The organism is Variovorax trehalosi, from assembly GCF_051216415.1.
Taxonomy (GTDB): Bacteria; Pseudomonadota; Gammaproteobacteria; order Burkholderiales; family Burkholderiaceae_C; genus Variovorax.
In genome coordinates this window covers 491,059-513,761 of the sequence record NZ_JBPJZG010000005.1, presented here as the reverse complement: position 1 = coordinate 513,761, position 22,703 = coordinate 491,059, and the positions used below count along the sequence as shown (strand labels likewise).

The window sequence follows — 22,703 nt, the reverse complement described above, 5'->3', positions numbered from 1 at the left end:
CTCTCGCACTCCCATGTCTACCCCTGCCCTCAACCTGCCGGACGGCCGTGTTCTCGCCGTCGACGACCTCACCGTGCGCTTCTCGACCTCCGAGCGCACCGTCGATGCCGTCAAGCACCTGTCCTTCCACGTCGACCATGGCGAAACGCTCGCTGTGGTGGGCGAATCGGGTTCGGGCAAGTCAGTCACCTCGCTCGCGCTGATGCGGCTGGTGGAGCACGGCGGCGGGCGCATCCTCGGCGGCAGCATGGCGTTTCGCCGCCGGAACGGCGAGGTGCTCGACCTCGCCCAGGCGCGCGACGGAACCATGCGCGGCATCCGCGGCGCAGACATCGCGATGATCTTCCAGGAGCCGATGACGTCGCTGAACCCGGTGTTCACTGCAGGCGACCAGATCGCCGAGGCCATTCGCATTCACCAGGGCAAGACGAATGCAGCCGCGCGCGCCGAGGCGCTGCGCATGCTGGAGCTCGTGCGGATTCCCGAAGCGCGCAACGTGCTCGACCGCTTTCCGCACCAGCTCTCGGGCGGCATGCGCCAGCGCGTGATGATTGCGATGGCGCTGTCGTGCAAGCCGCAACTGCTGATCGCCGACGAGCCGACCACGGCGCTGGACGTGACGATCCAGGCGCAGATCCTGCAGCTCATCCGCGAGCTGCAGAAGGAGATGCGCATGGGCGTGCTCTTCATCACGCACGACATGGGCGTGGTGGCCGAGATTGCCGACCGCGTGCTCGTGATGTACCGCGGCGACAAGGTGGAAGCAGGCGCCTCCGAAACCGTGTTCGCCTCGCCGCAGCACCCGTACACGAAGGCGCTGCTGTCGGCCGTGCCGAAGCTCGGCGCGATGCAGGGCACGGACCTGCCGGCCAAGTTCGAACTGCTGCGCACCGAGGGCACGCCCGACACGGTGCCCTGCTCCAACACCACGCCCCAAACCACCGTGCGCGAAGACGCCGGCCCGATCCTGCGCGTGCGCGATCTCGTCACGCGCTTCGACGTGCGCAGCGGCATCTTGGGCCGCGTGAAGCGCCGCGTGCATGCGGTGGAGAAGATCAGCTTCGACCTGTACCCCGGCGAGACGCTGGCGCTGGTCGGCGAATCGGGCTGCGGCAAATCGACCACCGGCCGCTCGCTGCTGCGTCTGGTCGAAAGCCAGAGCGGCGCCATCGAGTTCGGCGGCCAGAACATCCGCGAGCTGCCCACGCGCGAACTGCAGGCGCTGCGCCGGAACATCCAGTTCATCTTCCAGGACCCGTTCGCCTCGCTCGATCCGCGCGTGACGGTGGGCTTCTCGATCATGGAGCCGCTGCTGATCCACAACATCGCCAAGGGTGCGGAGGCGCAACAGCGCGTCGACTGGCTCCTGCAGAAGGTCGGTCTGCCGCCCGAGGTGGCGCAGCGCTATCCGCACGAGTTCTCGGGCGGACAACGGCAGCGCATCGCGATTGCCCGCGCGCTCGCACTCAACCCGAAGGTGGTGGTAGCGGACGAATCGGTGTCGGCGCTGGACGTGTCGATCCAGGCGCAGATCGTCAACCTCATGCTCGACCTGCAGCGCGAGCTGGGCGTGGCGTTTCTCTTCATCTCGCACGACATGGCCGTGGTCGAGCGCATCAGCCACCGCGTGGCCGTGATGTATCTCGGCCAGATCGTGGAGATCGGCCCGCGCCGCGCGGTGTTCGAAGCGCCGCAGCACGCCTACACCCGCAAGCTGATGGCCGCGGTGCCGGTGGCCGATCCGTCGCGCCGCCACAAGCCGCGCGCGCTGCTCGAAGGCGAGATCCCGAGCCCGATCCGAGCGGTGGGCGACGAGCCCGACGTGCCGCCGCTGGTGCAGGTTGCGCCCGGCCATTTCGTTGCGCGGCATGCCATTGGCGGCGCGTTCTGACCTTTTGATTCCGAACCGTTTTTCAACCCGCAGGCCCTCCTGCTTTTTTCCTCGAACCGACTGGAGTTCTTCCATGAAGCAATCTTCTTCCTCCCTGCGATGGGCATCCGCACTGCTGGGCCTGGCGGCACTGGCTGCATCGGGCACGGCCCTGGCCTCCAAAGACGTGGTGCTGTCGATCGGCTATCAGCCCGAGACGCTGGACCCGTACAACACCAACACCACCATCACCACCGCGGTGACCAAGACCTTCTATGAAGGCCTGTTCCAGTTCGACAAGGACCTGAAGGTGCAGAACGTGCTCGCCGAGAGCTACGACGTGTCGAAGGACGGCCTGGTCTACACCATCAAGCTGCGCAGCGGCGTCAAGTTCCACGACGGCACCGACTTCAACGCCGAAGCCGTGAAGGTCACGCTCGACCGCGTGCTGAACCAGGACAACAAGCTCCTGCGCTACAACCAGTTCAACCGCGTGGGCAAGGTCGAGGCGCTGAACCCGACCACCGTGCGCATCACGCTGAAGGAGCCCTTCGGCCCCTTCATCAACTCGCTGGCCCACGCTTCGGCCGCGATGATTTCGCCCACCGCGCTCAAGAAGTGGGGCAACAAGGACATCGCCTTCCACCCCGTGGGCACGGGCCCGTTCGAATTCGTCGAGTGGAAGCAGACCGAAGCCGTGAAGGCCAAGAAGTTCGACGGCTACTGGAAGAAGGGCTCTCCGAAGATCGACAACCTGCAGTGGAAGCCGGTGCTCGAGAACAACACGCGCGCCGCGATGCTGCAGACCGGCGAGGCCGATTTCGCCTTCCCGATTCCCTACGAGCAAGCCGAGCTGCTAAAGAAGAGCGACAAGCTCGAAGTGGTGGCGTCGCCTTCGATCATCACGCGCTTCCTGGCATTCAACATGCTGGTGAAGCCGTACGACAACCCGAAGGTGCGCGAAGCCATCGGCTACGCGATCAACAAGGAAGCGCTGTCCAAGGTCGCGTTCGGCGGCTATGCCTTCCCCGCACAGGGCGTGCTGCCCCAAGGCGTGAAGTACGCCGAAAAGATGGCGCCGATTCCGTATGACGTGAAGAAGGCCAAGGCCCTGCTGGCTGAAGCCGGCTACCCGAACGGTTTCGAGTCGGTACTCTGGAGCGCCTACAACAACACGACCAGCCAGAAGACCATCCAGTTCGTGCAGCAGCAACTCGCGCAGATCGGCATCAAGCTGCAGGTGCAGGCGCTCGAAGTGGGCCAGCGCACCGAGCAGGTGGATGCATGGCCCGATCCGAAGACGGCCAAGGTTCGCATGTACTACACCGGCTGGTCGTCGTCGACCGGCGAAGCGGACTGGGGCCTGCGCCCGCTGTTCGCCTCGGAAGCCTGGGCGCCCAAGCTGAACAACATGTCGTTCTACAAGAGCGAGGTGGTCGACAACGCGCTGGCCAAGGCGCTGGTGACCGTCGACGAGAAGGAACGGACCGCGCTTTACAAGACCGCTCAGGAAGAGATCCGCAAGGACCTGCCGCGCGTGCCGATGGTCACGGAGCAGAACCTGTCGGCGCATGCCAAGCGCCTCTCGGGTGTGTTCGTGATGCCTGACGGCAACATCAACATCGACGCCATCTCTGTTTCGAACTGATTGAGCGCGCACCGGGCGATGGCACCGTGCCATCGCTCGCACGCGACATCCGCACCCCATGCTGAATTACTTTCTCAAACGCCTGCTGGGCCTGACCCCCACACTGCTCATCGTGGCCGTGCTGGTGTTCCTGTTCGTCCACATGCTGCCCGGCGACCCGGCGCGCCTCGCAGCCGGCCAGGAGGCCGACGAGCAGACCGTGGCCATGGTCCGCGCCGAGCTCGGGCTGGACAAGCCGCTGCCGCAGCAGTTCGTGAGCTTCTTCACCCACATGCTGCAAGGCGACTTCGGCACTTCGATCCGCACGCGGCGGCCGGTGTCGACGGAGATCGGCGAGCGCTTCTTCCCGACGGTGATGCTGACCATCACCAGCATGGTGTGGGCGGTGATCTTCGGCATGGGCATCGGCATCGTCTCTGCCGTGTACCGCAACAAATGGCCCGACCGCATCGGCATGACGCTGGCGGTGTCGGGCATCTCCTTTCCCGCATTTGCATTGGGCATGCTGCTGATGCAGATCTTCTCGGTGCAGCTCGGCTGGCTGCCCACCGTGGGCGCCGCGACCTGGAAGCACTACATCCTGCCCTCGATCACGCTGGGCGCGGCCGTGGCGGCCGTGATGGCGCGCTTCACGCGCGCCTCTTTCGTCGAGGTGATCCAGGAAGATTTCGTGCGCACCGCGCGCGCCAAGGGTGTGCGCGAATCCAGCGTGGTGTTCAAGCACACGCTGCGCAATGCGCTGATCCCCGTGGTCACCATGATGGGCCTGCAGTTCGGCTTCCTGCTGGGCGGCTCCATTCTTGTGGAGGCAGTCTTCAACTGGCCCGGCCTCGGGCGCCTTCTGGTCGACGCGGTGCAGATGCGCGACTACCCCGTCATCCAGACGCTGGTGTTGTTGTTCTCGCTCGAGTTCATTTTGATCAACCTGGTGGTCGATGTGCTGTACGGCTACATCAACCCCACCATTCGCTACAAGTGAGCACGCCGACATGACGCAAGCTTCCGGCGTGCCTGCCGACACCCTTCTTCCGACCTCCCCGGTCGCCACCCTCCAACACGCCGGCAAGGTCCGCACGCCCTGGGGCGAATGCTGGCGCCGCTTCAAGAAGCAGCCCGTGGGCATCGTGGCCGCCATCTTCGTGTTGCTGCTGGTGTTCGTCGCGGTGTTCGCGCCGTGGATCGTGCCGTTCGACCCCGAGAACTTCTTCGACTACGACATGCTGAACAGCGGGCCCTCGGCCACGCACTGGTTCGGCGTCGATCCGCTGGGCCGCGACATCTTCAGCCGCATCCTGGCGGGCGCGCGCATCTCGCTGATGGCGGGCTTTCTCTCGGTGCTGGTGGGTGGCTTCATCGGCACGGCCTTCGGCCTGCTCGCGGGCTACTACGAAGGCTGGTGGGACCGCATCGTGATGCGCATCTCGGACGTGCTCTTCGCCTTCCCCGGCATCCTGCTGGCGCTGGGCGTGGTCGCCATCCTGGGCAGCAGCATGACCAACGTGGTGGTGGCGGTGTCGGTATTCAGCGTGCCGGCCTTCGCGCGCCTGGTGCGCGGCAACACCCTGGTGCTCAAGCAGCAGACCTACATCGAGGCCGAGCGCAGCATCGGCGCGTCGGACTGGACGATCATCGTGCGGCACATCCTGCCGGGCACGATCTCGTCCATCGTCGTGTACTTCTCGATGCGCGTGGGCACCTCGATCATCACAGCCGCGAGCCTGTCGTTCCTTGGCATGGGCGCGCAGCCGCCGACGCCCGAGTGGGGCGCCATGCTCAGCGAGGCGCGCGCCGACATGGTGACCTCGCCGCACGTGGCGCTGTTCCCGAGCCTGGCCATCTTCTTCACCGTGCTCGCCTTCAACCTCCTGGGCGACGCGCTGCGCGATGCGCTCGATCCGAAGATCGACCGCGAGTAACCAGTTTTTCATGGCATCGACGACCACCCTGCCCTACATCGGCACCCTGCTCCAGGGCGCGCGCAACGCCATCACCGACGTCGAAGGCGTCACGGTCGGCCACCAGACGCTGGACGACGGCGGCGTGCAGACGGGCGTGACGGTGATTCGCCCGCACGCGGGCGATCCGTTCCGCGACAAGGTGCCGGCTGCGGCGGTGGTGCTCAACGGCTTCGGCAAGAGCGTGGGACTGGTACAGCTCGCCGAGCTCGGTGTGCTGGAGACGCCCATCGCGCTGACCAATACCTTCTCGGTCGGCACGGTGGCGACGGCGCAGATCAGGCATTGCCTCGCGGCGAACCCCGAGAGCGGCCGGTCGCTGCCGACGGTGAACCCGCTGGTCTTCGAGTGCAACGACGGTTTTCTCAACGACATCCAGCGGCTGGCGATCACCGAGGCCGACTACCTGCAGGCGCTCGATGCAGCGAGCGCAGAGTTTGCGCAGGGCTCGGTCGGCGCGGGGCGCGGCATGTCGAGCTTCCAGCTCAAGGGCGGTATCGGCAGCGCCTCGCGGCGCGTGTCGTCGCCTTGCGGTGAAGTGCACACGGTGGGTGCGCTCGTGCTGGCGAACTACGGGCGCCAGCCGCAGCTCGTGCTGGCCGGGCACGCGGTCGGCGAACGGCTGGCCGCGCAGAACGCCCCTGAGTTCAAGGAGCCCGAGAAAGGCTCGATCATCATCGTCGTCGCCACCGATGCACCGCTCGACGCACGCCAACTGCGCCGCCTCGCGCTGCGTGCAGGCGCGGGCTTGGCGCGCACCGGCTCGGTCTTCGGGCATGGCAGCGGCGACATCGTGCTGGCCTTTTCGACCGCCTACACCGTGCCCGACCGCGTCGACCGCCCGATGCCGACCATCGCGATGGTGCACGACGGGCTGCTCGACGGCCTCTTCCAGGCCGCGGCCGACAGCACCGAGCAGGCTATTCTTCATGCGCTCTGGCGCGCCACGGCCGTGACGGGCCGCGATGGCAATCACCGTGCGGCGCTGTCCGAGGTGTTGCCGCCCTCTTCCCTTTCTTCCTTCGCCTCATCGCGCACGCCCACATGAAAGTCCTGATCTCCACCGACATCGAAGGCGTTGCGGGCGTCTACCACCACGAGCAGGCACGGCAGGGCAACCCCGAGTACGAACGCGCGCGCATCTTGATGGCGCACGAGGCCAACGCGGCGATTGCCGGTGCGTTCGACGCGGGTGCGACCGAGGTGCTGGTCAACGATTCACACGGTGGCTTTCGCAACATGCCGCCCGATGTGCTCGATGCGCGCGCCCGTGTCGTGCAAGGCAAGCCGCGCTACCTGAGCATGGTGGCGGGTGTGGATGAAGGCGTGGACGCGGTCTGCATGGTCGGCTACCACTCGCGTGCGCAGGGGCGCGGCATTCTTGCGCACACGATCAACGGCTTTGCCTTTGCGGGCATCCGGTTCGGGGACCAAGAGCTGGGCGAGGCCGGGATCTATGGGGCGCTGGCCGGCGAGTACGGCGTGCCGGTGGTGATGGGCAGCGGGGATGATGTGTTCATCTCCGAGAACCGCGCGCTCTTTCCGCATGCGACGTTTGTCGAGACGAAGAAGGCGACGGGGTTCAACAGCGGCGTGTCGCTTTCGCCGGAGCAATCGCGATTGGCGATCCGCGCCGGGGTGGTTGAAGCGCTGGCTGCGCGTGGCGATGCAAAGCCGCTGGTTTTCAAGGGGCCGCAGGTCGTTACCTTGCGTACCCAGTCGCCGATGATGGCTGATCTGTTCTGCCAGTGGCCGACGTTCGAGCGGGTTGATGGCGTCACGTTGCGCTTCAGTGCGGACACGGTGGAAGCGGCGGTTCGGATGCTGAACTGCTGCTCGGCCATGTCGTCGATGCTGCGCTGAGCTTTTCTTTTGAGGGCGGAGGCCGGGTCTCGGCCCGGCGGCCGACTCACTTTCTTTTGCTTCGCCAAAAGAAAGTAAGCAAAGAAAAGGCGACCCTGCTGTCTGCGTCCCTCCGCTTCGCTACGGGCAACCTGCGGTGCTCACGTTCCGCGGGGTCTCGCCCAAACTCGCTTCGCTCAGACAAGGGCGAGGCCTGATCCGCGAAACGCTCCGCTCCTCGGCGCATACAGAAGGGCTTTCGAACGCGCCATCGCTGCGCTCGGCTTTCAAGACAGCACGGGCCGTCGCTTCGCTCGGCCCCGCCGGTCCGATCCGATCCGATCCGGCTCGGCTCGGCGAGCTCGGCCCAACCACGTTCGAAAGCTCAACAACCAGCTCAAGGCAGACACGCGGAGCATGTCTGCCCTTCGGGCCGAGCGAAGCAATGGCCCGGACGGTTTCCCCTCCCCTCTGGCTGCGCCGAGGAGCGCAGCGTTTCGCGGATCAGGGCTCGCAGCTGTTTGAGCGAAGCGAGTTCTGCGAGACCCCGCGAAACGCGAGCACCGCAGGTTGCCCGCAGCGAAGCGAAGGGTCGCAGACAGTGGGGTCGCCTTTTCTTTGGCTACTTTCTTTTGGCGAAGCAAAAGAAAGTAGCTCGCCTGCCGGGGCGAGACCCGGCCTCGGAAAACAAACCAATTCAATGCGTACGAAACCCAGCAGTTCCTAAAATCCTCGAACCCGGCAGCCAGTTTCCTACCCCGCCGGCCTTATCCGGAATAAGCATCCAACCGCCCCGAAACCCGCATGAACACTGGCGAATAAGCTTATCCGCATAAAGCGCGAACCAAAAAATAGTTTGTTTCCATAAGGCCCGCTTTCAGAATCTCGGCTTCTTGCTGGGGCGCTGGACGCACCGCACTTCAAGACACAGCACGCACGATGTACCAATACACAGAATTCGATCGCCAGTTCGTTCACCAACGGGCCGCCCAGTTCAGAGACCAGCTCGAGCGCTGGCAAAAGGGCCGCCTGCACGAGGACGAGTTCCGCCCGCTGCGGCTGCAGAACGGCTGGTACGTCCAGCGCTACGCGCCGATGCTGCGCGTGGCCGTGCCTTATGGCGAGCTCTCCAGCCGCCAACTGCGCGTGCTGGCCAGGATTGCCCGCGAATACGACGAGCCCGAAGCCGAGGTCTACAAGAAGGCCATCGAAACGCAGGGCCTGCTCGGCAGCCACAAGCTCCCGACCCACTACGCCCACTTCTCGACGCGCCAGAACGTCCAGTACAACTGGATTCCGCTCGCCAAGTCGGCCGACGTGATGGACCTGCTGGCTTCGGTCGACATGCACGGCATCCAGACCAGCGGCAATTGCATCCGCAACATCACGAGCGACGAGCGCGCCGGCATTGCGGTCGACGAGATCGCCGATCCGCGCCCGTTCGCGGAAATCATGCGCCAGTGGAGCACGCTGCACCCCGAGTTCGCCTTCCTGCCGCGCAAGTTCAAGATCGCCATCACCGGCGCCACCGAAGACCGCGCCGCCACCGGCTGGCATGACGTGGGTCTGCACGTGGTGAAGAACGAAGCCGGCGAGATCGGTTTTCGCGTGCAGGTGGGCGGCGGCATGGGCCGCACGCCCATCATCGGCACGGTGCTGCGCGAGTTCCTGCCGTGGCAGCAGATCATGAATTACCTCGAAGCGGTGATCCGTGTCTACAACCGCTATGGCCGCCGCGACAACATCTACAAGGCGCGCATCAAGATCCTGGTGAAGGCCGAAGGCCAGCGCTACATCGACGACGTCGATGCCGAGTACAAGCAGATCCTCGAGCACGACGGCGCGCCGCACACCATCACGCAGGAAGAGTACGACCGCGTGGCCGCCTCCTTCGTGCCGCCGACGCTCGCCACCCGCGTGCTGCAAAGCGCCGAGAAGACCGATGCCGAGCTGCGTGCCCACGCCGCCGACGACGTGCAGTTCGCCCGCTGGCTCGCCCGCAACGTCGCGCCGCACAAGAACCCCGCGCTGCGCGCCGTCACGCTGTCGTTCAAGCGCCTGAAGCAGGCCCCCGGCGACGCGTCGGCCGACCAGCTCGACACGCTCGCCGAACTGGCCGACCGCTTCTCGGCCGGCGAAGCCCGCGTCACGCACGACCAGAACGTGGTGCTGCCCTGGGTACACGCCGAAGACCTGCACGCGCTGTGGCTCGCCGCCCGCGCCGCGGGCCTGGCCAGCGCCAACGTGCACCTCTTGACCGACATGATCGCCTGCCCCGGCGGCGACTTCTGCGCGCTGGCCAATGCGCGTTCCATTCCCATCGCCGAAGCGATCACCGAGCGCTATCAAGACCTCGACGAGCTCGACGACCTGGGCGAGATCGACCTGCACATCAGCGGCTGCATCAATTCGTGCGGCCACCACCACAGCGGCCACATCGGCATCCTGGGCGTCGACAAGGACGGCAAGGAGTGGTACCAGGTCACCCTGGGCGGCTCCGACGGCTCCGCGCTCAGCGGCACGCCACAGGCCGGCAAGGCCGTGGGGCCCTCGTTCTCGGCGGCCGAAGTGCCGGGCGTGATCGAGGCCGTGCTCACCACCTACCGCGATACCCGCGTGTCGGGCGAAACCTTCATCGACACGCTGCGCCGCGTCGGACCCGATCCCTTCAAGACCGCCGCCAACGGTGCGCGTTTCAAGGTGGAGGAAGCAGCATGAACAAGACGTTGAACATCCTCTCGGCCGAAGAGCACATCGACGACGGCGACCCGAAGGTCTTGCAGCTCGCCAACGATGCCGACCCGCTCGCCATCGAGGTGTGCCTCGCCGACATCGAGCGCATCGACCTGAACTTTCCGAAGTTCACCGACGGCCGCGCCTACAGCCAGGCCTTTCTGCTGCGCCGGCGCCTGGGCTTCACGGGCGACATCCGTGCCACGGGTGACGTGCTGATCGACCAGTTGGTGCAGATGGAACGCACCGGCTTCTCGAGCGCCGTGCTGAAGGAAGGCGTGGACGCCTCCGACGCGCAGCGCCAGTTCGACCGCTTCTCTGCCTTCTACCAAGGCGATGCGGTGAAGACCGCGCCGCACTTCGTGGCCGGCAGCTGAGCCGCAGGAAGACCTTCGACATGAGCATCGCCACCGACATCGACTTCGCACGCATCAACACCGACCTCGGCCGCAACGCCGAAGGCCTGGTGGACTGGGCGATCGGCCTGGGCCAGCCTTCGATCATCACCACCAACTTCCGCCCGTTCGAGGCGGTGATCCTGCACATGGTCACGCGGGCCAAGCGTGATGTGCCGGTGATCTGGATGGACAACGGCTACAACACCGAGGCCACCTACCGCTTTGCCGACGAGGTGACGAAGCAACTGGGCCTGGACCTGCACATCTACCTGCCGCGCCGCTCGCGTGCGCACCGTGAAGCAGTGGAAGGCCCGACGCCCGCGCTCGACGATCCGCGCCACGCAGCCTTCACCGAAGAAGTGAAGCTCGAGCCCTTTGCCCGCGCACTGCGCGAGACCGCACCGAAGGTCTGGTTCACCGCGCTGCGGGCCACCGACACCGCCGTGCGCGCGCAGATGGACCCGGTCAGCGTCAACCCGGACGGCCTCATCAAGGTCGCGCCACTGCTGCACTGGTCGTCCAAGGAGCTGTACGAGTACTGTACGGCGCACGGCCTGCCGAACAACTTCGACTACGTGGACCCGACCAAGGGCGAAGACAACCGCGAGTGCGGACTGCACATTGCGCACTGAGCGCCAACGCCTCACCGATCCCCTGAATCCAGCCTCACCCCGATGAACGCCCGTACCGAAACCGAACTGCTGCTGTCGCCGGCGCACCTGTCCAACACGCACCTCGATGCGCTGGAGGAAGAGACCATCTTCATCCTGCGCGAAGTGGCGGCCGCCTTCGAGCGCCCCACCCTGCTGTTCTCGGGCGGCAAGGATTCGCTGGTGCTGCTGAAGTGCGCGGAGAAGGCTTTCGGCGTCGGCCGCATTCCCTACCCGCTGCTGATGATCGACACGGGCCACAACTTCCCCGAAGTGACGGCCTACCGCGACCAGCGCGCCAAGGAGCTGGGCGCCGAGCTCATCGTGCGCAGCGTCGAGGATTCGATGAAGCGCGGCACCGTGCGCCTGGCGCACCCCGGCGAATCGCGCAACGCGCACCAGTCGGTGACGCTGCTCGAAGCGATTGAAGAATTCCGCTTCGACGCGCTGATCGGCGGCGCCCGTCGCGACGAGGAGAAGGCGCGCGCCAAGGAGCGCATCTTTTCGCACCGCGACAGCTTCGGCCAATGGCAGCCCAAGGACCAGCGCCCCGAACTGTGGACGCTGTTCAACACGCGCCTGGCCCCTGGCGAACACTTCCGCGTGTTCCCGATCTCGAACTGGACCGAGCTGGACGTGTGGCAATACATCGAGCGCGAGCACGTCGGCCTGCCGTCGATCTACTACACGCACAAGCGCGAGGTGGTCGAGCGCCGGGGCCTGCTGGTGCCGGTGACCGAGCTGACCCCGCCGCGCGACGGCGAAACGGTGCAGGTGCGCGACGTGCGCTTTCGCACCGTGGGCGACATCACGACGACCTGCCCGGTCGAGAGCCTCGCGGCCGACGCCGGTGACGTGGTGCTGGAGACGCTGTCGGTCGACGTCAGCGAACGCGGCGCCACCCGGATGGACGACATGACCTCCGAAGCCTCGATGGAAAAACGAAAGAAAGACGGTTACTTCTGATGAGCGCGACGACAGCCACCCCCAACGAACTCGCCGTGCATGGCGACACCGGCACCGCCCTGCGCTTCATCACCTGCGGCTCGGTCGACGACGGCAAGAGCACGCTGATCGGCCGCCTGCTGGTGGACAGCAAGACCGTGCTGCAGGACCAGCTGGCCGGCGTGCAGCGCGGCGGCGAAACCGACCTGGCCCTGCTCACCGACGGCCTCTCGGCCGAGCGCGAGCAAGGCATCACGATCGATGTGGCGTACCGCTACTTTTCGACCGCCAAGCGCAAGTTCATCATCGGCGACGCGCCGGGCCATGAGCAGTACACGCGCAACATGGTCACCGCCGCCTCGGCCGCCGATGCCGCCGTGGTGCTGGTCGACGCGACCAAGCTGGCCTGGGCCGCCGAAGTGGAAGACGGCACCGTGGTCAAGCGCGAGCTGCTGCCGCAGACGCGCCGCCACACGCTGCTGTGCCACCTGCTGCGCGTGCAATCGATCGTGTTCGCGGTCAACAAGCTGGACGCCATCGACGACGCGGGTCTGGCCTTCGAGCGCATCTCGACCGCGCTGAGCGCCTTTGCCGAAGCGGCCGGCGTGCAAGTGGCCGGCATCGTGCCGATCTCCGCGCTCAAGGGCTGGAACGTGGCCACGCGCCATGCCGACTGGGTGGGCTATGAAGGCCCGAGCCTGCTCGCGCTGCTCGAAGACCTGCCGGTCACGGTGCAGGACGAGGTCGTGCCCTTCGCCTTCCCGGTGCAATGGGTCGAGAAATTCTCTTCTTCGTCCGACACCTCGCAGGGCCGTCGCGTGTTCTGGGGCCGCGTGGCCTCGGGCCATGTGGAGCCCGGCCAGCGCGTGACCGTGCTGCCGAGCAACCAGACCGCCACCGTCGCGCAGGTTCTGAGCCACACGCGCCAGCCGAAGTCGGTGCATGCGGGCCACAGCGCCGGCATCGTGCTGGACCGCGAGGTCGATGTGTCGCGCGGCGACTGGCTGCTGGCGCCCGGCGCCTTCGAGCCGGTGCGCGAGATCACCGCCACCGTGGCCTGGCTGGACGACGAGCCGCTGGTCGCAGGCCGCGTCTACTGGGCACTGCAGGGCCATCGCTGGGTCAAGGCGAAGGTCGCGCGCATCGTCGATCGCGTGAACATCACCACGCTCGAATCGGAACCGGCGACGCAGCTCGAAGCCAATTCCATCGGTGATGTGGTGCTCGCACTGCAGCAGCCGCTGGCCGTTCTGCCCTTCACGCAATCGCGCGCCCTGGGCTCGCTGGTGCTGGTCGATACGGCCTCCCACAAGACCGCTGCTGCCGTTCTCGTGCAGCCCGCCGCCGCAAAGGCCTAAAATCTGGGGTTTTCCCCGATCAAACTGACGTTTAAAAGACAAATGACCCACGTCGTTTCCGAAGCCTGCATCCGTTGCAAATACACCGACTGCGTGGACGTTTGCCCCGTCGACTGCTTCCGCGAAGGTCCCAACATGCTGGTGATCGACCCGGATGAATGCATCGACTGCGCGGTCTGCATCCCCGAATGCCCGGTCAACGCGATCTACGCCGAGGAAGATCTTCCGGCCAACCAGATCGCCTTCATCAAGATCAACGCCGAGCTGGCCGTGGCCGACGGGTGGAAGAGCATCACCAAGCGCAAGCCCGCGCTGCCTGATGCCGAAGAGTGGAAGGACAAGACCGACAAGGTCGGGGAGCTGGTGCGCTGAGCGCGCTGCCTGCCCCCATCGAAACCGACGCGCTGATCGTCGGTGCCGGCCCTGTCGGGCTGTTCCAGGCCTTCCAGTTGGGCCTGCTTGAAATCTCCTGCCATATCGTCGATGCACTGCCCGCCGCGGGCGGCCAGTGTGTGGCGCTCTATGGCGACAAGCCGATCTACGACATTCCCGGCACGCCGGTGACCAGCGGGCGCGATCTCGCGCAGTCGCTGCTTGCGCAGGTGGCGCCGTTCAAGCCGCAGTTTCATTTCGGCGAGCAGGTCGCCACGCTCGCCCGCCAGGACGACGGGCGGCTGTTGCTGACGACCTCTGCAGGCAAGGCATTCCTCGCGAGGACGGTGTTCATTGCGGCCGGTGTCGGGGCGTTCGTTCCCAAGCGCATCACGCTCGAGGGCATCGCACAGTTCGAAGGCACTTCGCTTTTCTATCACCCCGAATCGCTGGACCGCTTTGCGGGTCAGACGGTGGTGGTGAACGGCGGCGACGACATCGCACTCGAAACCGCCATGGCGCTCACGGCTATCGCCGGGCAGGTCACGCTGGTCCATCGCCGCGACGGCTTCCAGGCCGACGAGGCGAACATCGCCGCGATGCGCGCCCTTGTCGCTGCCGGCAAGCTGGCCTTCAAGGTCGGACAGCCGACTGCGTTCGATGGCAAGCAACTGCAGATCACCACGCCCGATGCCACCACCGTCGACCTGCCGCTCGATGCGCTGGTCGCGTGCCTGGGCATCTCCCCGCGCCTCGGCCCCATCGCCGACTGGGGCCTCGAGCTCGAACGCAAGCAGGTGCCGGTCGACACCGAGAAGTACGAAACCCGCGAGCGTGGCGTGTTCGCGGTCGGTGACATCAACACCTATCCGGGCAAGAAGAAGCTCATCGTCTGCGGCTTCCACGAAGCCACGCTGGCGGCCTGGGGCGCCACCGCCATCGTGTTCCCGGGCAAGGCGGTGCCGCTGCAGTACACGACCACCAGCACGCGGCTGCACGAGCTGCTGGGCGTGGCTACTTCGCGCTAGACAAGAGCGCCCGGTATTCGCCGATGAAGCTGCCGATGGCGGCGGCGTAGCCGTCGATGTCCGCATCGGACAACGGCAGCGAGAGCACGACGAAGCCTCGCGGCGAGGTGTAGATGCCCTGGCTCAGCAGGTGGAAGAACAACAGCTGCCGCAGGCGTCCGTCGACTACCGCAAGATCGTCCACCCGCCTGACTTCGCCACCGAGGAAATGCGCATTCATCAGCGAGCCCACGCCGGTGAACTGCATGGCCACGCCCTCTTTCAGGCACAGCGCATTGAGCCGCGCACGCATCGCCTCGCCGCGTTCGGCCAGAGCGCCGGCCGCCTCGGGCGTGAAGAGCTTCGTGAGCCCCGCATACCCGGCCGCCATCGTCATGACGTTGTTGTTGAAGGTGCCCGAATGCGCGAGCGCACCCGTGCGCGGATCGAACTGCGCCATCACGTCCGCGCGCCCGCCGAAAGCACCGAACGACATGCCGCCACCGATGTACTTGCCCAGCGTGGTGAGGTCGGACTTGATGCCCAGCTTGTTGGCAAGGCCGTGCGGCGCGAGGCGCGAGGTCATGACCTCGTCGAAGACCAGCAGCGCACCGACCCGCGTGGCACCGTCGCGCAGCGCCTGCAAGAAATCGAGACACCCCGGAATGCATCCGCTTGCCCCCTGCATCGGTTCGACCAGGATGGCGGCGATTTCCGGCCCGTGCCTGGCGATTTCCTCGCTTGCACGCTGCGCATCGTTGTAGGGCAGCACGAGAAAGTCGAACGGCACGGTCGTCGGCGAAGGCTTGTCGCCGAAGCCGAGCACGCCGCCGTGATAGCCACCTGAGAAGACCACGATCTTTCGCCGCCCCGTGAAGTGCAGCGCGGCCGTGAGCGCCATCAAGTTCGCCTCGGTGCCCGAGTTGGTGAAGCGCAACTGCTCGATCTGCGGAAAGCGCTCGCAGATGGTCTTTGCCAGCCGGCCTTCGAGCAGGTTGTGGCCCGTGAGATTGATGCCGCTCTGCATCGCCTCGATCACGGCATCGCGGATCTCGGGCGCCGAGTGGCCGTAGACGCCGGCCGTGTACTCGGCGATGAAGTCGGCATACCGGTGGCCGTCGGCATCCCAAAGCGCGGCCCCCTCGCCCTTGGCGATGGTCAAGGGAAACGGCGCATAGAACAGCACCGAGCGCGTATTGGCGCCGGGCATGTAGCGCGTCTGGTCCTCGAAGCGGCGTCGGCTTTCGGGATTGCCGTCGGTAAAGCGTTGATGCGCCCCGGCGAGGGCTTGGTCGATGGCGGCGTCGGTCATGGAACGGTCCTTGAAGTTGGGTTGGCGCTTTGTCGCGATTAATTGATCGCTGCTCAATTAATAATATTTATACAATCAATTCGCCCGCCGCACAACGCCATTTCCTCCATGAAAAAGACCGCCCCCGAGCCCAAATCCAAGACCGCCGGCCGCCCCACCGGCGGCGGCGCGCTCTCGAAGCGACTCATCGCCGAAGCCGCGCTCGCGCACATCGACGCGTTCGGCCTGGGTGCCTTCAGCATGCGGGAGATTGCGACGCAGCTTGGCGTGTATCCGGCCACGGTGCACTGGCACGTCAGCACGCGCGAAGCGCTGCTCGCCGAGGTTGCCGCCACGGTGATGGCAGAGGTCACCCCGCCGACTGAATTACTCTGGCAGGAATGGATCGCCGAACTGTTCCGCCGCTGCCGCACCGCGGTGCGTCGTCATCCGAACGTGGCGCAGCTGCTGGGCGCGCAGTTGGTGTCCAACGCCAGCCTGCCGACCGAACTGGTCGAAGGCGTGCTGGAGGCGCTGACGGAGGCCGGCTTCGAAGGCCAAGCGCTGCTGGAGGCCTACAACTGCGTGATCGCTGCGATGCTGGGCTTTCTCACGATGGAGTTCTCGCCCCTGCCCGCCGACAACACCCAGGCCTGGGCCGAGGAGCTGCGCGAACGGGTCCACACCATCCGCCCGCTCGACCATCCGGTGCTCGCGCGCAACCTGCCGCTGCTCGCCAACAACGCCTTCATCGTGCGCTGGGACAACGGCACCACGGTGCCGCTGGACAGCAGCTTCGAGCGGCACATCCAGATCACCGTCGATGGGCTGGAGGCGTTCGCGCGCAGGGTCAAGGGTTCGCAGCAGTAGCGGGGTCTGGCGGGTCCAGCAACTCGTACAGCACCATGCGCGTCTGCCGGCCGCGCAGTTCCGTCAGCTCCTCGATCCGCCGTGTGGAGAGTCGCCCGCCCAGCCCCGCGAATGTCGCTTCCGAGATCAACGTGCGCGTGCCCAGCAGCTTGTTCGTGCCCTCGATGCGGCTCGCCACGTTGATCACATCGCCCAGCGCGGTGTAGGACAGCCGGTCGCTCGAACCGAGCACGCCCGCGATCACGACACCGGTGTGGATGCCGATGCGCGTGCGGAACGCCTGGAGCCCTTCCTCCTGCCACTTGCGGTTGAGCGCCTTCATCTCTTCATGCAGTTCGAGCGAGGCGATGCAGGCCTGGTACTCCGCATCCGGCAGGTCCGCCGGCGCCCCCCAGAGCACCATGATCCCGTCGCCCATGAACTTGTCGACCACGCCGCCATGCCGCGCGAACACGCGCGTGGCGAGGTTGAAGTACTCGGTCAGCTGGCGCATCAGAACGTCGGCCCCCATCGATTCCGAGATGCTGGTGAAGCCTTCCACGTCGGTGAACATCGCGGTCACGCGGCGCGGCGAGCCGTTGGGCACGAGCGCATGGCCTTCGGCGACGAGTTGCTTGATCACGTCCACCGGCACGAACTTGCTGAAGGCCTGCAGGCTGCGCGCCGAATCGTCCAGCGCCTGGCTCAGGTTCTGGATCTCGAGCACCCGGCTCGGTTCGCGCGGCAGGTCGTCCAGCTCCAGCCGCCCGATGCGGCGCGCCGTGCGCGAGAGGCTCTCGATCGGCGCGGTCACCAGCTTCGACAACCGCAGCGAAATGAACAGCGCCACGGCCAGGAAGCTCAGTGCCAACAACAGTGACAAGAGCACGTTCCGGTGCAGCCCGCCGAGCAGCGCGTCTTCGGGCTCCCAGCTGACAAGCCGCCAGCCGGTGGACGGAATGTGCGATGTCTGCACCTGGTAGCGCGCCCCGCCGTGATCGAGGGTGAAGGCCATGTCTTCGGTCCAGCCCCGGCTGCCGTTGGCCAGCATGTGGGCGTGCAGCGCACCGAGCAGGCCGTCGTCGGGATCTTCCAGCACGCGGACGACGTGGGGGTTGTCGCTGCGCGCAATCACATGGTGATCAGCGCTCAGCAAGGCGCTGTGGCCATGGCCCGTGCCACCGAACACCCGCACGAGGCTGGAGAGATGCCCAAGAGACACGCTGCCCACCACCACGAGCGTCTGCAGCACGCCTTCGTCGTCGCGCCGCAGGCTCGGCCGCGCATGCCCGACGCCGAGCTCCTTGGCGGAGCCGAGCACGAAAGGTGCAGTCCAGAGCGCGTGCTGCGCCTTCAAGGCCTGCTCAAACCATTCTTCGTGCACCGGGTCGTCGTCGCTGCGAAAGGCCTCGATGCGGCTCGTGGCGTAGCGCTGCCGCGGGTCGTCGTCGCCATCGCCATCGGCGTCCGGTGACTGCTTGTATTCCCAGGTCTCGGTACTGAAGTCTGCATCGCGCAGCACCTGCCGCACCGCCGCCTCCGGATAGCGCAGCGCCATCAGCAAGTGTCCGTCGTCGCTGGCCACGCCGACGCTGTCGAGCTCGGGCGTCTGCTCCAGCGCAGCCCAGAGCAGCTCGGCGGTCCGGTCGCCGTCGTGGCCCGCCGGATGCAGACTGGGCGTGTGCGCGATGGCACGCACCAGCGCCTCGGTCTTGGCGAGGAAGGCGAGCACGTTGTCCTCCACGCGGTCGTGGTTGACCTTGTGTGCCGACTCGCCGACCTTGGAAACCAGCTGCTCCGCGCCCCAGTAGCCGAAGGCCACCAGCAGCAGCGACTGGAGCAGCGCGACCGCGCAGATGATGGTGCCGACATCGACCCGGAAGCGGCGCAGGCGTGCGCGGGGTGAAGAAGAAGTCGCGTGCGGGGCCTGCGCCGGGCCCGGCTGCTGCGTGAAGTCGTCTGTCATGTGCGGGGGGTCCTCCTGCGCATTCGAATGCGCTTGTGGCGGCGATTTTCCTCCGCCCTGCGCGTGGCCTGGGTTTCCATGGGCGTGTGCTTTTCCGGCAGGGGATAAAATCCGCCCCGCGCTTCGGCTTGCCGGGGCGCATCGCTAGGGGTGTCGAACCGGAATTCGTTCCGGGGCTGACTGAGAGAGTCCCTTTGAACCTGACTGAGGTAATCCTCGCGCAGGGAAGCTGGTCCGGCGGCCTGTCACGTTGTCTCGCGTGGCGGCAGCGCTGCTGGAGCCTCGCCCACCTGCCAAACCTTTTGCACTGGAGCAAACGGATGGCACACGACGACGACAACGGAATTTCCTCCGGCAACGAGGCGCTGACGCCCTTGCCCGCGTCCCGCCGCGTGTTCGGCTGGACTGACCACGCATCGCTCTGGTTCAGCCTGGGCGTCGGGCTGCTGGTGATGCAGATCGGCGCGTACCTCGTGCCGGCCGTGGGCACGCGCGATGCGGCGCTGGCGATTGCGCTGGGCTCCGTCATCGGCGCCGGCCTCCTTGCCTGGACCGCGCGGCTCGGCTGCGAAACCGGCCTCGCGAGCGCGGGCCTCATGCACGCCACCTACGGCAGCGCCTTCGCGCGGTTGCCGGTGCTGCTCAACATCGTGCAGCTGGTGGGCTGGACCACCTTCGAGCTGGTGATCATGCGGGAAGGCACGCAGGCCATCGGGCAGGTCGCCTTCGGCGCTTCGCTGGGCACGTTCTGGGGCGGCGTCTTCACCACCTTGCTCTGGGGCGCGGTCCTGCTGGCACTGCTCGCGGGCTCGATGGTCAAGCTGGTGCGGCGCTTCGTGAGCCGCTTCGGGCTGCCGCTGGTGGTGATCTCCCTGCTCTGGCTGACCTGGCAGTTCGCGACGCGGCTGCAGGCCAAGGGCCTGGACGCCTTCTGGGCACGCCCCGGCGACGGCAGCATGGGCATGTTTGGCGCGCTCGACCTGGTGATCGCGATGCCGGTGTCGTGGCTGCCGCTGGTGGCCGACTATGCGCGCCATGGCAAGCGCAGCGCGGGTGGCCTCGGCAGCGCCTTCAGCGGCACCTGGATCGGTTATGCGCTCGCCAACATCTGGTGCTATGCGCTCGGCGTGATGGTGGTGAGCGTGGCCGAGCCGGGCACGGGCCTGGTCACCGCGCTGCTGCTCGCGCAGGGCGGGCTGGTGGCGCTGGGCCTCATCCTGATCGACGAGCTCGACAACGCATATGGCGATGTCTATTCGGGCTCGGTCTCCACGCACAGCCTCTTGCCGCGCTGGAGCGTGAAGCGCTGGGGCCTGCTGCTGGCCGCGCTGTGCATCGGGCTCGCGCTGGTACTGCCGATGCACACGCTCGAACCTTTCCTGCTGCTGTTGAGCTCGGTGTTCGTGCCGCTCTACGGCGTGATCCTCGGACGGCTCGGCAGCGGAAGGACCGTGGCATCCGTCGGCACGCGCCAGATCGACTGGGCCGCGGCGCTGATCTGGATCGCGGGCATCGCGGCCTACCATGCGCTCGCCAAGTGGGCGCCGCAGTTCGGCTCGGCCCTGCCGACGCTGGCCGCGACTTTCGTGCTGGCCTGGATCAGCCGGCCGTCGCCTGCAGCCGATGCATCGGCACTGGCGCAAAGCCGTGGTTGAGCGGACCGTGGCCCGCGCCGACCTGCACATCCGCACCGGCCGCCATCGCGCCGAGGATGTACGCGCGTGCGCGCTCGACGGCCTCGGGCAGCTTCAGCCCCAATGCCAGGTGCGCCGCAATGGCGGACGACAGCGTGCAGCCCGTGCCGTGCAGGTTGCGGCTCGCGATGCGCTGCGAGGCCAGGCGCTTGCGCGTGCCATCGGCCTGCAACAGCACATCGACCACTTCATTGCCGGGCAGATGGCCGCCCTTGAGCAGCGCGGCCTTGGCGCCGAGCGCCAGCAGTTCGTCGGCCGCGCCGTCGAGCGCGCCGATGCCGTCGATGGCATGGCCGATCAGCAGCGCCGCTTCGTCGAGATTGGGCGTGACCACCACGGCACGCGGGAACAGTTCGCGCACCAGCACCTGCACGGTTTCCGAAGCGATCAGGCGATCGCCGCTGGTGGCGACCATCACCGGATCGAGCACCACGTTCGGCAACTTGTAGTGATCGATGGCCCAGGCCACGACATCGACCACCTCGGGCGCATGCAGCATGCCGAGCTTGACGGCATCGACGCCGATGTCTTCCACCACCGCCTGGATCTGCGCCTTGAGAAAAGCGGGCGGCACGCCATGGATACCCGAGACGCCGCGCGTGTTCTGCGCGGTGAGCGCGGTGATGGCCGTCATGCCGTAGCAGCCGAGGGCCGCGAAGGTCTTGAGATCGGCCTGAATGCCGGCGCCGCCGCCGCTGTCGGAGCCTGCGATGGAGAGCACGCGTGCATAGCGCAGGGGCGCTTGCAGCGCGGAGGAAGGTCCTTGGGTCATGCTGAAAATTATCGGCGACCCATGAAGGCCGCGGGAGCATCTGCATGAGCGTTCCGTTGCAATCGGCCGCGATCATCGGTGCGGGCCTCATGGGTCGACTGATGGCGGTCACGCTCGCGCAGGCAGGCTGCAAGGTTGCGCTTTACGAAGCCGGCAGCCCCGAAGCCGAAGGCGCGGCAGCCCGCGTCGCGGCAGCGATGCTCGCGCCGCTGGCCGAATCGGCGGTGGCGCCCGTGTCGGTCGTGCGCATGGGGCACTACGCGCTGTCGCGCTGGCCCGAATTGCTCGCACCGCTGGCACAACCCGTGTTCTTCCAGCGCGAAGGCACGCTGGTGCTGTGGCACCGGCAGGACGCCACCGAGGCCGCGCGGCTCGAACGCGTGCTCGCCCACACCGGCACGCAGGTGCCCGAGCTGGCGCCGATGCAAGCACTCGACGGTGCAGGCATCGCCGCGCTGGAGCCGTCGCTCGGCCAGCGCTTCGCCAAGGGGCTGTTCCTTCCGGGCGAAGGCCAACTCGACAACCGCGCACTGCTCGCTTCGCTCCTCACCACGCTGCAGGCCAACGTGAACGTCACGCTGCACTGGCAATCGCCGCATGTGCCGGAGGACTTCGCACCCGGCACAACCGGCCGGCCCGACTGGGTGATCGATTGCCGCGGCCTCGGTGCCCGTCCGCAATGGCGTGCATTGCGCGGCGTGCGCGGCGAAGTGATCCGCGTGCATGCGCCCGAGGTCACACTGCAGCGCCCGACACGGCTGGTGCATCCGCGCTATCCGCTCTACATCGCGCCTAAGCCCGACCACCTGTTCGTGATCGGCGCGACCGAGATCGAGTCCGACGACATGTCGCCCGCCAGCGTGCGCTCCACGCTCGAACTGCTGAGTGCAGCCTATGCGGTGCACAGCGGTTTCGCCGAAGCGCGCATCGTGGAGATCGCCACGCAGTGCCGCCCCACGCTGCCCGACAACCTGCCCGCCATCCGCCGGCCGCAGCCGCGCGTGCTGCAGATCAACGGTCTCTACCGCCACGGCTTCATGATCGCGCCAGCGCTGCTCGATGCGGCGATGGAGCTGCTCGTGCACGGCCACAGCACGCTGGCACACGGCTTCGGCATGGACACCCCGACATCCGACGACGCATGACGATGAACATCCTGATCAACGACAAGCCCTTCACGCTGCCCGACAGCGCCACGCTCACCGACGCGCTCACCGCGCTGGAGGCCGTGCCGCCGTTCGCGGTGGCGGTGAACCGCGAGTTCGTGCCGCGCTCCGCCTACGCCGCGCGCGCACTGCAGCCCGACGATCGCATCGAAGTGATCCGCCCCGTGACGGGCGGCTGAAAAAAGAG

At 66.6% G+C, this 22,703-nt stretch carries 20 protein-coding genes; 17 read left to right on the top strand and 3 right to left on the bottom strand.

Features of this window, described 5'->3' with window-relative positions:
• Positions 1-13 precede the first annotated feature (13 nt).
• The 13 genes from ACSFA7_RS21255 to ACSFA7_RS21195 all read left to right on the top strand — a co-directional run bounded on the left by ACSFA7_RS21255 (position 14) and on the right by ACSFA7_RS21195 (position 14,799).
• A complete protein-coding gene (locus ACSFA7_RS21255) occupies positions 14-1,891 on the top strand; it encodes a dipeptide ABC transporter ATP-binding protein (protein WP_435501199.1) in 1,878 nt (625 codons plus the stop codon).
• 73 nt (positions 1,892-1,964) lie between these two features.
• Positions 1,965-3,518, top strand: a complete 1,554-nt coding sequence (gene gsiB / locus ACSFA7_RS21250) for a glutathione ABC transporter substrate-binding protein GsiB (protein ID WP_435501198.1) — start codon at positions 1,965-1,967, stop codon at positions 3,516-3,518.
• A 58-nt stretch (positions 3,519-3,576) separates the two neighbouring features.
• Complete coding sequence (gene gsiC, locus ACSFA7_RS21245) at positions 3,577-4,497, top strand: glutathione ABC transporter permease GsiC (RefSeq protein WP_435501197.1); 921 nt, start codon at positions 3,577-3,579, stop codon at positions 4,495-4,497.
• 10 nt (positions 4,498-4,507) lie between these two features.
• A complete protein-coding gene (gene gsiD, locus ACSFA7_RS21240; RefSeq protein ID WP_042579669.1) occupies positions 4,508-5,434 on the top strand; it encodes a glutathione ABC transporter permease GsiD in 927 nt (308 codons plus the stop codon).
• Positions 5,435-5,444: 10 nt separating this feature from the next.
• Entirely contained in the window at positions 5,445-6,521 is a 1,077-nt protein-coding gene (locus ACSFA7_RS21235) for a P1 family peptidase (protein WP_435501196.1), read from the top strand.
• Positions 6,518-7,336 (top strand): M55 family metallopeptidase, encoded by an 819-nt coding sequence (locus ACSFA7_RS21230; protein WP_435501195.1) that lies wholly within the window; start codon positions 6,518-6,520, stop codon positions 7,334-7,336. The genes ACSFA7_RS21235 and ACSFA7_RS21230 overlap by 4 nt, the downstream gene beginning before the upstream one ends.
• Before the next feature lie 918 nt (positions 7,337-8,254).
• On the top strand, positions 8,255-10,033 hold the full coding sequence (locus ACSFA7_RS21225) for a nitrite/sulfite reductase (protein ID WP_435501194.1): 1,779 nt from the start codon (positions 8,255-8,257) through the stop codon (positions 10,031-10,033).
• A complete protein-coding gene (locus ACSFA7_RS21220) occupies positions 10,030-10,425 on the top strand; it encodes a DUF934 domain-containing protein (protein WP_042582854.1) in 396 nt (131 codons plus the stop codon). Before ACSFA7_RS21225 ends, ACSFA7_RS21220 begins: the two co-directional genes overlap by 4 nt.
• A gap of 20 nt (positions 10,426-10,445) precedes the next feature.
• The gene (locus ACSFA7_RS21215; protein WP_176657169.1) at positions 10,446-11,078 is read left to right on the top strand and encodes a phosphoadenosine phosphosulfate reductase domain-containing protein; all 633 of its coding nucleotides are present in this window, start codon (positions 10,446-10,448) and stop codon (positions 11,076-11,078) included.
• Between the two features lie 42 nt (positions 11,079-11,120).
• Positions 11,121-12,062 (top strand): sulfate adenylyltransferase subunit CysD, encoded by a 942-nt coding sequence (cysD, locus tag ACSFA7_RS21210; protein ID WP_093054501.1) that lies wholly within the window; start codon positions 11,121-11,123, stop codon positions 12,060-12,062.
• On the top strand, positions 12,062-13,399 hold the full coding sequence (locus ACSFA7_RS21205; protein WP_435501193.1) for a sulfate adenylyltransferase subunit 1: 1,338 nt from the start codon (positions 12,062-12,064) through the stop codon (positions 13,397-13,399). Before cysD ends, ACSFA7_RS21205 begins: the two co-directional genes overlap by 1 nt.
• Before the next feature lie 42 nt (positions 13,400-13,441).
• The gene (gene fdxA / locus ACSFA7_RS21200; RefSeq protein ID WP_093240594.1) at positions 13,442-13,771 is read left to right on the top strand and encodes a ferredoxin FdxA; all 330 of its coding nucleotides are present in this window, start codon (positions 13,442-13,444) and stop codon (positions 13,769-13,771) included.
• Positions 13,729-14,799: an NAD(P)/FAD-dependent oxidoreductase gene (locus tag ACSFA7_RS21195; RefSeq protein WP_435501192.1), complete on the top strand. Its 1,071-nt coding sequence runs from the start codon at positions 13,729-13,731 to the stop codon at positions 14,797-14,799. Before fdxA ends, ACSFA7_RS21195 begins: the two co-directional genes overlap by 43 nt.
• Here ACSFA7_RS21195 and ACSFA7_RS21190 read toward each other — a convergent pair.
• A complete protein-coding gene (locus tag ACSFA7_RS21190; RefSeq protein ID WP_435501191.1) occupies positions 14,786-16,090 on the bottom strand; it encodes an aspartate aminotransferase family protein in 1,305 nt (434 codons plus the stop codon). The genes ACSFA7_RS21195 and ACSFA7_RS21190 overlap by 14 nt on opposite strands.
• 108 nt (positions 16,091-16,198) lie before the next feature.
• On the opposite strand from ACSFA7_RS21190, the gene ACSFA7_RS21185 reads away from it, so the two are divergent.
• Positions 16,199-16,939 (top strand): TetR/AcrR family transcriptional regulator, encoded by a 741-nt coding sequence (locus ACSFA7_RS21185; protein ID WP_435501190.1) that lies wholly within the window; start codon positions 16,199-16,201, stop codon positions 16,937-16,939.
• Here the strand turns inward: ACSFA7_RS21185 and ACSFA7_RS21180 are convergent.
• A complete protein-coding gene (locus ACSFA7_RS21180; RefSeq protein ID WP_435501189.1) occupies positions 16,920-18,884 on the bottom strand; it encodes an adenylate/guanylate cyclase domain-containing protein in 1,965 nt (654 codons plus the stop codon). The genes ACSFA7_RS21185 and ACSFA7_RS21180 overlap by 20 nt on opposite strands.
• A gap of 320 nt (positions 18,885-19,204) precedes the next feature.
• On the opposite strand from ACSFA7_RS21180, the gene ACSFA7_RS21175 reads away from it, so the two are divergent.
• Positions 19,205-20,539: a purine-cytosine permease family protein gene (locus ACSFA7_RS21175; RefSeq protein ID WP_435501188.1), complete on the top strand. Its 1,335-nt coding sequence runs from the start codon at positions 19,205-19,207 to the stop codon at positions 20,537-20,539.
• Here ACSFA7_RS21175 and thiD read toward each other — a convergent pair.
• Positions 20,484-21,350: a bifunctional hydroxymethylpyrimidine kinase/phosphomethylpyrimidine kinase gene (thiD, locus tag ACSFA7_RS21170; RefSeq protein ID WP_435501187.1), complete on the bottom strand. Its 867-nt coding sequence runs from the start codon at positions 21,348-21,350 to the stop codon at positions 20,484-20,486. The two genes, ACSFA7_RS21175 and thiD, sit on opposite strands and share 56 nt — an antisense overlap.
• Positions 21,351-21,394: 44 nt before the next feature.
• Between thiD and ACSFA7_RS21165 the strand changes: the two genes are divergently transcribed.
• Complete coding sequence (locus tag ACSFA7_RS21165; protein WP_435501186.1) at positions 21,395-22,495, top strand: FAD-dependent oxidoreductase; 1,101 nt, start codon at positions 21,395-21,397, stop codon at positions 22,493-22,495.
• Positions 22,492-22,695: a sulfur carrier protein ThiS gene (gene thiS, locus ACSFA7_RS21160; RefSeq protein ID WP_206173657.1), complete on the top strand. Its 204-nt coding sequence runs from the start codon at positions 22,492-22,494 to the stop codon at positions 22,693-22,695. The genes ACSFA7_RS21165 and thiS overlap by 4 nt, the downstream gene beginning before the upstream one ends.
• The last annotated feature ends 8 nt before the right edge of the window (positions 22,696-22,703 follow it).